At 73.8% G+C, this 12,753-nt stretch carries 7 protein-coding genes; 2 read left to right on the top strand and 5 right to left on the bottom strand.

Annotated elements, in window-relative coordinates:
• Positions 1-112: 112 nt before the first annotated feature.
• Complete coding sequence (locus tag ACGFIS_RS36460) at positions 113-1,171, bottom strand: DUF2293 domain-containing protein (RefSeq protein WP_392897729.1); 1,059 nt, start codon at positions 1,169-1,171, stop codon at positions 113-115.
• Between the two features lie 518 nt (positions 1,172-1,689).
• On the opposite strand from ACGFIS_RS36460, the gene ACGFIS_RS36455 reads away from it, so the two are divergent.
• Both ACGFIS_RS36455 and ACGFIS_RS36450 read left to right on the top strand, forming a co-directional pair.
• A complete protein-coding gene (locus ACGFIS_RS36455) occupies positions 1,690-2,664 on the top strand; it encodes a ribokinase (protein WP_392973899.1) in 975 nt (324 codons plus the stop codon).
• Positions 2,665-2,926: 262 nt separating this feature from the next.
• Positions 2,927-3,856 carry a Ppx/GppA family phosphatase gene (locus tag ACGFIS_RS36450; RefSeq protein ID WP_392973898.1) on the top strand — a complete coding sequence of 310 codons (930 nt, stop codon included), beginning with the start codon at positions 2,927-2,929 and terminating at the stop codon, positions 3,854-3,856.
• A gap of 530 nt (positions 3,857-4,386) precedes the next feature.
• On the opposite strand, the gene ACGFIS_RS36445 is transcribed toward ACGFIS_RS36450, so the two are convergent.
• The 4 genes from ACGFIS_RS36445 to ACGFIS_RS36430 all read right to left on the bottom strand — a co-directional run bounded on the left by ACGFIS_RS36445 (position 4,387) and on the right by ACGFIS_RS36430 (position 12,594).
• On the bottom strand, positions 4,387-6,606 hold the full coding sequence (locus ACGFIS_RS36445; RefSeq protein ID WP_392897720.1) for a protein kinase: 2,220 nt from the start codon (positions 6,604-6,606) through the stop codon (positions 4,387-4,389).
• Positions 6,607-6,808: 202 nt separating this feature from the next.
• Complete coding sequence (locus ACGFIS_RS36440; protein WP_392973897.1) at positions 6,809-10,129, bottom strand: error-prone DNA polymerase; 3,321 nt, start codon at positions 10,127-10,129, stop codon at positions 6,809-6,811.
• Between the two features lie 84 nt (positions 10,130-10,213).
• Positions 10,214-11,731 carry a DNA polymerase Y family protein gene (locus tag ACGFIS_RS36435; RefSeq protein ID WP_392897714.1) on the bottom strand — a complete coding sequence of 506 codons (1,518 nt, stop codon included), beginning with the start codon at positions 11,729-11,731 and terminating at the stop codon, positions 10,214-10,216.
• Positions 11,728-12,594: a hypothetical protein gene (locus ACGFIS_RS36430; RefSeq protein ID WP_392973896.1), complete on the bottom strand. Its 867-nt coding sequence runs from the start codon at positions 12,592-12,594 to the stop codon at positions 11,728-11,730. Before ACGFIS_RS36430 ends, ACGFIS_RS36435 begins: the two co-directional genes overlap by 4 nt.
• Between the last annotated feature and the right edge of the window lie 159 nt (positions 12,595-12,753).

Raw genomic sequence — 12,753 nt, 5'->3', positions numbered from 1 at the left:
CCGCACGCTGCCGCAACTCGGGAGAGTAGGGGGACTTCCGTGCCATGACTCGATCATCCTCTCAATCGAGCCTCCAACAAACCCGGGGCGGCTCAGGTTGATTGGCGCGGCGTCAGGCCTGGCGCCACGTGGTGAGGACGCTGTCCACGTCCCCGCGGATGCGGTCGCGCGCGTCGCGCCGGGGCACCCCCGCCATCAGCATGGCGTCGTAGCCGGTGTCCAGGTGCCGGACGGACGCGACCACGGCGAGCGTGACGGCGTCCTCGTCGAGGTCGCGGCCTGCGGCGGTCCGGCCGACACGGCCGCTGCCGCGTAGGGCCGCGTGCCGGGAGATCTCTGCGGCACGGTCCGCGGGGCAGCCCGGGAACAGCCGGACGATCTCGGCCGTCATCCGGGTCACGAACTCTGCATCCTGTTCGGCGCGGCGCTCGCGGGCACGGTCGCGTCGGCGGGCCCGTGCGTCTTCGTCGGCGAGACACTGCTCCTCGGCCCGCTCCAGCGCGGACTCCTCGACCAGGATGCCGCGCCGCTCGTAGCGCTTGCGGCGCCGGTTGTGCCGGACGACGACGGCCGACAGCCCGCTCTCCTTCTTGGCCCGGCGGCTGAGCGCGGCGTTTCCGGCGGGCAGGAAGACGAGGTGGCCGAGGTCGGCGCAGGCCATGCAGAGCGGCACCGAATCTTCGACGATCTTGAAGTCGCCGGTGCCGTGGCAGCCGCCGCACGTCCACTCGGCTACCGCCTGCAGGACGACGAGGTCAGGGACCTTGGCGTCGCGCGCGGTGACGCGGTCGCGCTGGGCGGGCGTCAGGTCCGGGGAGATCCAGTGCGTGCGGTGTTCGCGTTCGGCGGGTTCGCCGCCGTCGGCGGTGAAGCGGAGGGGACGGCGGTCACGGGTGGCGGCGGTGTAGGCGGTCTCGGCGGGTTCGAGGTTCCGTGCCTGCGCCCAGGCGCGCAGGGCCCGCAGGGCGTTGGCGATCTTGTCTGGACGGACGTTCATCGCGTCGTGCAGATGGTCGAGCCGGCCCTGCCGCCAGCGGTCGACCTGTGCTGCGTTGATCCAGCCGATGTGGGCGAAAACGTCCACGGGGGCGACCGAGCGTGACCGGCGCAGCAGTTCGTCGGCGGCCTCGGTCACCCGGCGCGCCAACCGGGATTCGTGCACCTCGCTCACGGCGCACCACGGTATAGGACACCACGTGAGCACAGGACCGGTGCCGACACCGGATCCGCGTTGGCGTCAGAACCCCTATAGGCACAGGAACGGCGTCGGTGCAGGGAACGGCGTCGGTGCAGGGAACGGTGTCGCGGCAGGGAAGGCGTCGGGTGGGGAAGGCGTCGGGGTGGGGAAGGCGTCGGGGGTAGGGAAGGTGTCGGCATAGGGTCATGTGCGTTACGGAATGTTAAGGGTCGTAACGTTCTGTCTATGGGGGATGGTCGGGGGAGTTGGACGGGGGCCGGTGGGGTGCGGGTTGCGACGGTGCGGCTTAGTGGGGCGCACCGGGTGCTGGCCGAGTTCGCCGGTGTGCGCCGTCATAGCGCGTTTCTGGTCACGCGGAACGGGGCGCTTGCCGGGCGTGGCTACTACGCGTCCGTGGAGGAGTTGGCGGAGGTGGTGGACCTCGCTGAGCTGCGCAGTCGGTAGCGACATGAGTTGCGCTGGAGGCCCCGGCGCGTGTAGTCGGTTACACCGTGATCGGACAGCACCCGCATGATCGGGAAGACTCGCGTGATGGGCAAGGCTCGCGTGATTGGGACGTCGTCGTCGTTGGGTCGGTCAACGCGGACCTGGTGGTCGGCGTCGAGCGGAGGCCCGTTCCGGGGGAGACCGTACTCGGTTCCGACCTCGCCACCCATCCGGGCGGTAAGGGCGCCAACCAGGCCGTCGCGGCGGCCCGGCTCGGCGGGCGGGTCGGCATCGTCGGACGGGTGGGTGACGACGGGCACGGCGGGTTCCTGCGCGCGGCCCTCGCCGCGGACGGCGTCGACCTCGCCCACCTGACCACCACCGAGGGCGCGCCCAGCGGCGTCGCCCTGATCACGCTCGGGCCGGACGGTGACAACAGCATCATCGTCTCGCCCGGCGCCAACGCGCGGCTCGGCCCGGACGACATCGCGGCGGCCGGCGACATGATCGCCGGCGCGTCCGTCGTGTCGTTCCAGCTGGAGGTGCCGATGCCCGCCGTCGAGGCGGCCGCCCGCGCCGCGGCCGGCGCCGGTGGACGGGTGGTGCTGAACCTTTCGCCGCCCGCCCCCGTCCCGGAGGGGCTGCTGGCACTCTGCGACCCGCTCGTCGTCAACGAACACGAGGCCGCCTACCTGCTGGGCGGTGGCGGTGGCGGTGGTGACGGTGGCCCGGAGGAGCCGGAGGAGATGGCGGCGGCGCTCGTCCGGTCCGGGCCCCGGTCGGTCGTCGTCACGCTCGGCGCCGAGGGGGTCGTGGTCGCCGGTGGTGAGGGGACGGCGTCGATCCCGTCCCCGAAGGCGGAGGCCGTCGACACGACCGGCGCGGGCGACGCCTTCACCGCCGCGCTCTGCCTCCGGCTCGCCCGCGGCGACTCGTTGCGTGAAGCGGCCCGCTACGCCACCCGCGTGGGTGCGGCCGCCGTCCGCAAGAGGGGGGCGCAAAGTTCCTATCCGACGGCGGACGAACTGCCGCCGGCCTGACCCGCTGGCCTGATCCGCTGGCCTGATCCGCCGGGCTGATCCGCCGGGTTCGGCGGCTGGTGCGGGCGCGGAGCCGGTATTCCGAACCCGTGTCCATGCCCGGCACCGTGCCGCGGCCGGGTGTCGTCCGGACCACGCAGCGTGCCAAGTGGCCACATTGCTGTGCCCCCGTCCCCCGCCTCACGTGCGGAAACAGGCCGGTCATGATGGTTTCGGCCTGCCCGTCCCGAATTGCGGCGGGGCCGTCGGATACTTTTTGCCCATGCGACTCGGCGTGCTGGACGTGGGTTCGAACACGGTGCACCTCCTGGTGGTGGACGCGCACGAGGGGGCGAGGCCCCTCCCCGCGTACTCCCACAAGGCGGACCTGCAGCTCACCGCCCACCTCGATGAGAATGACCGCCTGTCCGAGGAGGGCGAGGCCCTGCTGCGGAACTTCGTCGACGAGGCGCTGCAGATCGCCGAGGACAAAGGCGTCGAGGACCTCGTCGCGTTCGCGACCTCCGCCGTCCGCGACGCCGTGAACGGTGAGGAGATCCTCGCGCGGGTCCGCGCCGACAAGGAGATCGACATACGGTCGCTGTCGGGTGAGGAGGAGGCGCGGCTGACGTTCCTCGCCGTCCGGCGCTGGTTCGGCTGGTCGTCGGGCCGGCTGCTCGTGGTGGACATCGGCGGCGGTTCGCTGGAGATCGCGTCCGGGATCGACGAGGAACCGGATGTGGCGTTCTCGCTGCCGCTCGGCGCGGGCCGTCTCACCCGTGACCGGTTCACCGCCGACCCGCCGTCCCCGGACGAGGTCCGCGACCTGCGCCGGCATGTCCGGGCGGAGATCGCCCGCCGGGTCGGGGACGTCTCCCGGTACGGTCCGGCCGACCACGCGGTCGCCACGTCCAAGACCTTCAAGCAGCTCGCCCGGATCGGCGGCGCCGCCCCCACCGCCGACGGGCCGTACCAGCGGCGTGCCCTGGCGGGCGCCGACCTGACCGAGTGGGCCGAGAAGCTCGCGCCGATGCCGTCCGCCGAACGCGCCGGGCTGCCGGGCGTCTCCGAGCGGCGCGCCCAGCAGCTGCTCGCCGGCGCGATCGTCGCGGACGCCGCGATGGACCTGTTCGAGCTGAGCGAGCTGGAGGTCTGCCCGTGGGCGCTGCGCGAGGGCGTGATCCTGCGCCGCCTCGACATGATCATCGGCTGAGTCCCGGCGCGGACCGGTGATGGGTCGGCGACGGGTCGGCGACGGGCCGGGTGGCAGGCTGGTGGGTGGGGTCGGCGATTGGTCAGGGGTCGGCGATCGGTCAGGCGTCGGCCGCCGGGGGCAGGACGGGCGCCTCGCAGCCGTGTCGGGCGGCGGACGACTCGGCGAAGCGGGCGAAGTCCGCGAGTTCGGCGTCGGTGAGCGGTCCAGGGCGGGGCCGCCGTCCTCGGAGGTGAACAGACGCTTCTCGTGCTGCGGCCATGCCCGGTACCGGGCGGTGCCCAGGACGTCCTGGCAGGCGGCCGATGCCCACATGGAGGCACCGCGGATACCCGCAGGCTCCTTGTCGTCGGGGATCGGTACGGCGTAGGGGCCGTACAGATCTGCCCCACCCGGTGTTCGGGGGGAGCGGAGCCAGAACCACAGGTAGCCGCCGCTCAACAGGACCACGACCGCGAGCGCCGGCCCGCCGCGTCTCACCCAGGTGTCATGTCGCCATCGCGTCCGAGGCAGGGTAGTGGCGGCCCGCGCTACATCCAGCTGGGGTGCCCGAACGTGTGGCCCTGCGGGGTGATCACCCGGTCGCCGGTGCCGTCCACCCGGACTGCGCGGATCACCGGATCGGTGACCTTGCCGCGTACGTAGCAGAGCCATTGGCCGTCGGCGGACCACGCCGGGTCCATGTCCTTCGGACCTCCCGCGGTGAGGGCGTGGGCGCCGGACCCGTCGGCGTTCATGACCCAGATCGAGGTGCTGTCGTCCGGGCCCCGGGTGTAGGCGATCTTGGAGCCGTCGGGGGACCATTCGGGGTCGTTCGCGCGCACGCCGTCCTTGGTCAGCCTCGTCCAGGCGGACCGCGGACGGTTCGGGTCGAGGGTGTGGATCTGCAGGACGCCGTCCTGCTCGCTCCAGAACACGAGCTTGTCCTTGGACGACCACATCGGATCGTCCTTGGGCGAGTCGTCGTCGGTGAGCTGTGTGACCCGGTGCCCTTGCAGCGTGATCGTGAAGATCTGCCGGGTGTCGTCGACCTCGCCCATGTACGCGAGGCGTGTGCCGTCCGGCGACCAGGTCACCCGTCCGCCCGCGGTGTCGGTGACCTTCCGCGCACCGCTGCCGTCGGCGTTCATCACCCACGCCTCGGCCTTGCCGCCGCCCGTGCGGGTGAACGCGATGCGGCTGCGGTCCGGGGACGGCTCGGGCAGTACTTCGCACCGGTCTCCGCCGATGAGCTTGGTGGCGGCCGGTTCGCCGGGCTTGTAGATGCCGATGTCGGCGTGGCACGACTTCGGCCAGCCCGCCTCGTTGTCGATCCGGACGAGCAAGGGCGCGGACGGGAACGCCGCCGGGCCGCCCTTGTTCCCCGTCTCGCCGGACGGCCGGTTGAAGTAGTAGATCCCTCCGGCCACGGCCGCCGCGACCAGCACCCCGACCATCGTCGAGGCGATGAGCGTGGTGCGCCGGGACAGCCCACCCTGCGCACGCCGCCCGCCCTGCGGGTCCGGGCCACGCTGCCCGCCCGGGCCGTCGGGCCAGCCGGGGACCGGGGGCAGCACGGGAGGAGGCGCGGCGAACCGGTGTTCCGTGACGGGGGCGGTGCCGGGTTCGGCGCTGCCGGGATCGTACGCCGACTCGGTTCTCGGTTCCTGGACGGTCTGTTCCAGCGGCCATTCCGGCGCCAGATCCGTCACCGGAGCCGGAGAGGGAGCCGGAGCCGGAGCCGGTGCCGGAGAGGGAGCGGGCGATGAAGCGGGAGAAGGAGGCGGAGACGGAGCGAGGGATGGAGCCGGAGCCGCGGGCGCGGCTGCCGCGACGGGCGGCGAGGCGGTGGACCGTGCGGTGACGTCCCGGGAGGTGGCGCCGGGATCGTCCGGCGGGGGCGCCCACGACTCGCCCAGCTCGGTCGTCACGTCGGCCTCGGCCGCGCCGCCGACGAGGGCGAGCAGCAGGTCGCGGGCGTCCGGCCGCTGCTCGGGGTCTTTGCGCAGCGCGGACTGGACGAGCCGGGCCAGCGACCGCGGAAGCTCCCCGATCTCGGGTTCGGCGTGCACGGCGCGGGCCGCCATGAGCTGGAACGGGCCCTGCCCGAACGGGTTGCGGCCGCTCGCGGCGAACGCCACCAGGCAGCCCCACGCGAACACGTCCACGGCGGGGGTGACCTGCTGGGTGGTGATCTGCTCGGGCGCGATCCAGCCGGGGGTGCCGACGACCTGGCCGGTCCGGGTGTGCGCGGACGCCACGTCCAGCGCCCGGGCGATCCCGAAGTCGATCACCCGCGGCCCGGAGATGGACAGCAGCACGTTGCTGGGCTTGAGGTCGCGGTGCACCAGGTCGGCGCTGTGGATGGCGACGAGCGCGGCGGCAACCCCGACCGCGACTCCGTGCAGCATCCCGGGGGACAGTGCGCCGTTCTCGGTGACGTGCTCCAGCAGGGACGGGCCCTCGATGTACTCGGTGACCATGTAGGCGAGGCCGAGGTCGTCGCCGTGCTCCAGTACCTGCGCGGTGCAGAACGACGCGACGCGCTGCGCGTTGGCGGCCTCGTCGTGGAAGCGGGCGAGGAACGTGCGGTCGTCGGACAGCGCGGACCGCACGACCTTCACCGCGACGGCACGCCCGTCGGGGTCGCGGCCGAGGTACACCGCGCCCATCCCGCCCTCGCCGATCTTGGCCTCGATGCGGTACCGGCCGATCCGCGTGGGGTCTTCCGGGCGCAGTTCGCGCAGAGAAGACGCTCGCGGGCCGTCCATAGAGATCACCTTTCGCCCACGAGCCGCGTCTTGGCGGCCGCCCACGCGGCGGCACGCGGCCCAACCGTTCCTTACGATGTCAGAGGAGGCGGCGAGGTTCTAGCGTCCGCCGGACTATCCGGCCGGGGGTACGGGCCAGGGGTACGGGCCGGCGGGTACTGCTCAGTGCCGGCGGGTACTGCTCAGTGCCGGCGGGTACTGCTCAGTGGAAGTTGCGGGCTCGGACGCGGCCGGGGACGGGCAGGCGCCGCAGCCGGGTCGCGCGGACGTTGGCGACGCCGTCGGCGCGTTCCAGCCGCCCGCTGACCAGCAGCGCCTGCGAGTCGACGGCGAGGCCGCGGTGCCGCTTGAACACCTGCGGCGGGCACACGACGTTGATGATGCCGGTCTCGTCCTCCAGCGTCATGAACACGATGCCGCCGGCGGTCGGCGGGCGCTGCCGGTGGGTGACGAGCCCGGCGACGACGACGTTGGTCTCGCCCGGCGTCTCGGCGAGCCGCCTGGACGACAGGGCGCCCAGTTCGTCCAGCGCCTCCCGGACGTGCGCCACGGGATGGGTGCCGGACACGCCGGTGGCCCACAGGTCGGCGAGCGTCTCCTCGATCGGCGTCATCGCCGGCAGCGCGGGTGCGGACGCGCCGGGCGTCACCCCTTCGAGCTGCCCTGGGCCGGAGCCCGCGAGCGCACCCGCCGCCCACAGCGCCTCGCGCCGTGACAGGCCGAAGCGGTCGAACGCACCCGCCGTGGCGAGCGCCTCGAGGGCGCCGGCCGACAGCGGTACCCGCCGGGCGAGGTCCTCCATGCTCGTGTAGGGGCGGCCCGCCGCGACGGCCTCCGCCGTCTCGTCGCCGAGGTTGCGGATGCCGGTGAAGCCGAGCCGGATCGCGGGCTGAGGCTCGGCGGGCGCGTGCGGATGGCCGGAGTCGGCCGCGGAATCGACCCCGGAGCCGGCCGCGGAGTCGGCCGGGCCCGTTTCCTCTAGCGTCGGGTGGACGTCGCTGGCGTTGATGTCCACGCCCCTGACCACGACACCATGATGTCTGGCATCGGCCAGAAGGCTCTGCGGGCTGTAGAAGCCCATCGGCTGGTTACGCACCAGGGCGGCGGTGAACGCGGCCGGGAAATGCCGCTTCAGCCAGGCGCTCGCGTACACCAGGTGCGCGAAGCTCTGCGCATGCGACTCGGGGAAACCGAACCCGGTGAAGCCGAGGATCTTCTCGTACACGCCCTCCGCGATGCCGGCCGGTATGCCGCGTTCGGCCATCCCGTCCAGGAGGCGCCGTTTCAGCCGCTCGACGCGCTCGGGTGCGCGCTTGGCACCCATCGCCTGCCGGAGCTGGTCGGACTCCGCCGGGGTGAACCCGGCGCAGTCCACGGCGAGCTGCATCATCTGCTCCTGGAAGAGCGGCACGCCTAGCGTCCGCGACAGGGCGGGCTCCATCAGCGGATGCGGGCACGCCGCGGGTTCCATGCCCTTGCGGCGACGCAGATACGGGTGGACGGACCCGCCCTGGATCGGCCCCGGCCGGATCAGCGCCACCTCCACCACCAGGTCGTAGAACTCGCGGGGCTTCAGCCGAGGCAGCGTCGCCATCTGCGCCCGCGACTCCACCTGGAACACCCCGACCGTGTCGGCGTCGCACAGCATGTCGTAGACGAGGGGGTCCTCGGCCGGGACCGACTGCAGGTCGTACCGCCGCCCGTGGTGCTCCTCCACCAGGTCGAAGCAGTCGTGCAGCGCCGCGAGCATGCCGAGGCCGAGCAGGTCGAACTTCACCAGCCCGGCCGCGGCGCAGTCGTCCTTGTCCCACTGCAGGACGCTGCGGTTCGGCATCGTCGCCCACTCGATCGGGCAGATCTCCCCGACGGGCCGGTCGGCGATCACCATGCCGCCGGAGTGGATGCCGAGATGCCGGGGGAGCGTCAGCATCCGCTTCGCCAGCTCCATCACCGACGCGGGGATGTCGGACTCGGAACCGACGGGGTCGCGCGGATCGATGCCCTTCGACCACGCGTCCTGCTGCCCGGGGGAGAAGCCGAGCGCCCGTGCCGCGTCGCGGACGGCCATGCGCGGCCGGTAGCTGATGACGTTCGCGACCTGGGCCGTGCATTCGCGCCCGTACTTGCCGTAGACGTACTGGATGGCCTCCTCGCGGCGGCGGTGCTCGATGTCCAGGTCGATGTCGGGCGGCCCATCCCGTCCCGGTGACAGGAACCGCTCGAACAGCAGCCCGTGCCGGACGGCGTCGACACCCGTGATGCCGAGCGCGTAGCAGACCGCCGAGTTCGCCGCCGATCCCCGTCCCTGGCACAGGATGCCCCTGCCTCGGCAGAACTCCACGATGTCGTGCACGATCAGGAAGTAGCCGGGGAAGCGGAGCTGCTCGATGACGTCCAGCTCCTTGGCGATCTGCTCGTAAGCGCCGGAGATCCGTTCCCGCTCCGGCGGCCCGTACCGCTTGAGCGCGCCCTCCTTCACCAGGTGCCGCAGCCAGCTCGCCTCGGTGTGCCCTTCCGGGACGGGCCAGTCCGGCAGGCGGGGCGCGACGACGTCGAAGCCGAACCGGCACTCCCGCGCCAGAGCGACCGTTCTTTCCAGGACGCCGGGGAAGCGCGCCAGCCGCTTGGCCATCTCCGCGCCGCTCCGGACGTGGGCCGTGCCGCCCGCCGGGAGCCAGCCGACCATGTCGTCCAGGCTGCGGCGGGCCCGGACCGCCGCCATCGCCTGCGCCAGCCGCGCGTCGGCCCCGGGCGCCGCGAAATGCACGTTGTTGGACGCCACCACGTCCACCCCGGCCCGCCCGGCCAGTGCGTACAGGGTGTCGTTGCGGTGGTCGTCGTCCGGCTGGTCGTGGTCGATCAGCTCGACGAACACGTTCTCCCGGCCGAACATGCCGGCCAGGTTCCGCAGCTCCCGCTCCGCCGCGTCCGGCCCGCCCGCCTCCAGCGCCGCCGGGACCGGGCCCTTCCTGCATCCGGTCAGCACCGCCCAGTGCCCGCCGTGGGCGTCGGCGAGGGCGTCCAGGTCGTACACGGGACGGCCCTTGCGCCCGCCAGCGAGCTGCGCGGCGGTGATCGCCGAGCAGAGCCGCGCGTACCCCGGGGCGCCGCGCGCGAGCACCAGCAGATGCCGTCCGGCCGGGTCGGGCTCCCCGGTCTGCGGCCCCGGCAGGCCGAGGCTCAGCTCCGCGCCGAACACCGTCCCGATGCCGGCGTCGTTCGCGGCCTGCGCGAACTGGACCGCCCCGTACATGCCGTCGTGGTCGGTGATCGCCATCGCCTCCACGCCGAGCCGCGCCGCCTCCGCGACGAGCGACGCGGGGTCGCTGGCCCCGTCCAGGAAACTGAACGACGAGTGGCAGTGCAGCTCCGCCCACGGCACGTCCGCGACGGCACCGTCCTGGACACCACGGCGCGGGAGGCGGGGCGCCTCCGGCGGCTCGTCCGGTCGCCGTTCGGGGGGACGCCATGACAGCCGTTCCTCGAACTCCCGCCACGGGATCGGCGGGTTGTGCCACCCCATCAGCGTCCCCTGGCCAGTGCGCGCCTGGCCAGTGCGCGCCCGGTCAGTGCGCGCCCGGTCAGTGCGCGCCCGGTCATACGGGGCCTAGTCATACACGGCCTCGACATGCCACCGGCCGCCCTCGACGGTGAGCAGGTAGGCGTCGCCGTCGTCGGTGGTGACCTGGAAACGTGCCCTGCGACGCGACCGGTCCGGGTCCCACCAGCGTTCGTCGGCGGGCCACGGGCCCGTCCAGCCGGTCACCGCGGCGTGGCGTCCCCGGACCGTGAGCATGGCGGGCGGCGCGGACACCTCGCAGCGCGCCGACACCACCACCGCGTCGCCGGCCGCGTCGACCAGCTCCACGTGGGACGGTGCCGCCGGGACGACCGCGGGCGCGGGCCCGGTCACGCGACCCGGCCACGGCCCGTCGGGCAGACCCGAGGGCGCCAGGTCGCCGACCGGGACCCGGACGACCCGCTCGCCCGGCCCGCGCCCGCCCACCAGCACCGGCCGGGTGATCCCCTGGTGCCCCAGCAGCGCCTGGATGCGGTCGGCGGCACGGGCGATGCGGTCGGTGACGGCCGTGCGGCCCCACAGCGCGTCCTGCCTTCCCCCGTCCGGGACGATCTGGTCGGGTGCCAGCTCCAGCCATGTGACCCCGCCCCAGATGTGCTCGGCCTGGGCGCCCTGCGGCTGCCACGCCGACAGCTGCCACCGGACCCGCTCGGCCACCGCCAGCGCCGACAGGCCGTCGTGGCGCCAGAGCCGCCGCAGCACGTGCCCGTCCGCGAACCCGGCCGCGACCTCCAGCCGGACGCAGGCCAGCCCGCCCGCCGCGAGCCCCTCGTGCAGCTCGGCGGCGAGCCGCTTCGCCCCGAAGACGACCCGCTCGGCCTGTTCGGCGGGCGGGTCGAACGCGGCCCGCACCGACAGGTCCGCGGCGGCCTTGGCGGGTGCGAGCGGGCGCGGCTCCTCGCCCCTGGCCAGGCGGTGCGCGAGCGCCCCGTCCGTCCCGAACCGCGCGGCGACGTGACCGGACGGCAGCGCCGCGAAGTCCCCGAGCGTCTTGACGCCCAGGCGTCGCAGGAGGTCCGCCAGGTCCGGCCTGTCCAGGACCGACAGCGGGTACGGGGCGAGGAACGCCGCCGCCCCGCCTTCCGCGACCACGACGCCGCCCTCCCCGGCCCGCGCGGCCAGTTCCGCGGCGAACAGCCCGTCCGCGACGCCCGACCCGCAGTCGTAGCCCGCCTCGACGACGGTGTCCTGCACGAGGACGCGCAGTGCCTCCTCGCCCCCGTAGAACCGGGCCGGGCCGCGCGCCGGCAGCGCGCACAGGCCCGGCCGCACCACCTCCACGCGCGGCGTCAGCTCTGCGACGGCCTCGGCGACGGTCTCGAACAGGCGCCCCTCCGCGTCGGCGTCCCGTTCCCGCACCACGAGTTCAGGGCATCGCCGCTGCGCGTCCCGGAGCCGCTGGCCGCGCCGGACTCCTGCTGCCCGCGCCGCCGCCGTGCAGGCCGCCACCTGCCCCTGCACCACCGCGGCACCGGCGGTGGACGCGTCCACGCCCACCGCCGTCACCGGCCAGTCCGGGCACCACACGACCAGGACGCGCGTCACGCGATCCCCTCCTCGGCGGGCACGCGCACGCGCGGCGGAAGGGTGGAAGTCCGCGGATGGCCCCGACCCCCCTCGGCGACGGGTTCGGGGACGAGTTCCAGAGGCGGCCGGACGGTCTCGTCGGGCTGCACCGTGCCGTCGGGGGCGGGGAGCCAGACGCGGGCTCGGCGGCCGGGGCCGGGCGCGTCACGGCCCTCGGCGACGATCTGGACGCGGCGGCCGGTGAGGCGGCCGTGGCCGTCCGCGAGACCCTCCCAGTCGACGTCGTCCAGGCGGAGCCGGAGCCGGGTGCCCGGCCAGTCGCGGGCGAACGCGCCGGTCAGCGTGAGGACGCAGCCGTGCTTGCGGGCCAGCGCCGACAGGCGGCGGACGGCGGCGGCGCCAGGACGTTCGGGCGGGCACAGCAGAACCAGGTCCACGGCCTCGCAGAGCGCGGCGACCACGTCGGGCCAGCGGTCGCCGGGATCGTCGACGAGCAGGAGGCGTTCGGGGGCGGCGCCCATCCCCGCGGCGGCCGCCACACCGAAGCCGGGGAGGCCGACGACGCCGCACCAGCCGCCCGTGCCTTCCTCGCCGCCGTGAAGCGAGACGCCCGCGACGAGCGCGCTGCCGAGGGACGCGCTGCCGAGGGACGCGCTGCCGGGGGACGCGGGGCCGGACCCGCCGAGACCGATGACCGAGCCGGGCCGCAGTCCGCCGGGGAGCACGGGGTGCAGCGCCGGCAGCACGGGCACCGTGTCACGCAGGCCGGCATCACGCTGTACGGCATCACGCTGTACGGCATCACGCTGTACGGCATCACGCAGGCCGGCATCACGCGGTGCCGTGTCCAGCACCAGCTCCCGCAGCGCCGCCTCCGGCACGGTCGTCCTCCTCTCGCCCCACAGGTCGTCGGTCGCTCCTGCACAATTTCGAACACAAGTTCGACCCGTGTCAAGTTCTCGCAGGTCACGCAGTGTGACGGTGCACGCTGAACGTCCGATGGCGTGGGGGTTCACGGAATTTTCCGGGCATCATGAACG

Source organism: Spirillospora sp. NPDC048824 (assembly GCF_043198455.1).
Classification (GTDB): Bacteria; Actinomycetota; Actinomycetes; order Streptosporangiales; family Streptosporangiaceae; genus Spirillospora.
The sequence above is the reverse complement of the archived record's forward strand: the minus strand, read 5'-3'. Positions and strand labels throughout refer to the sequence as shown.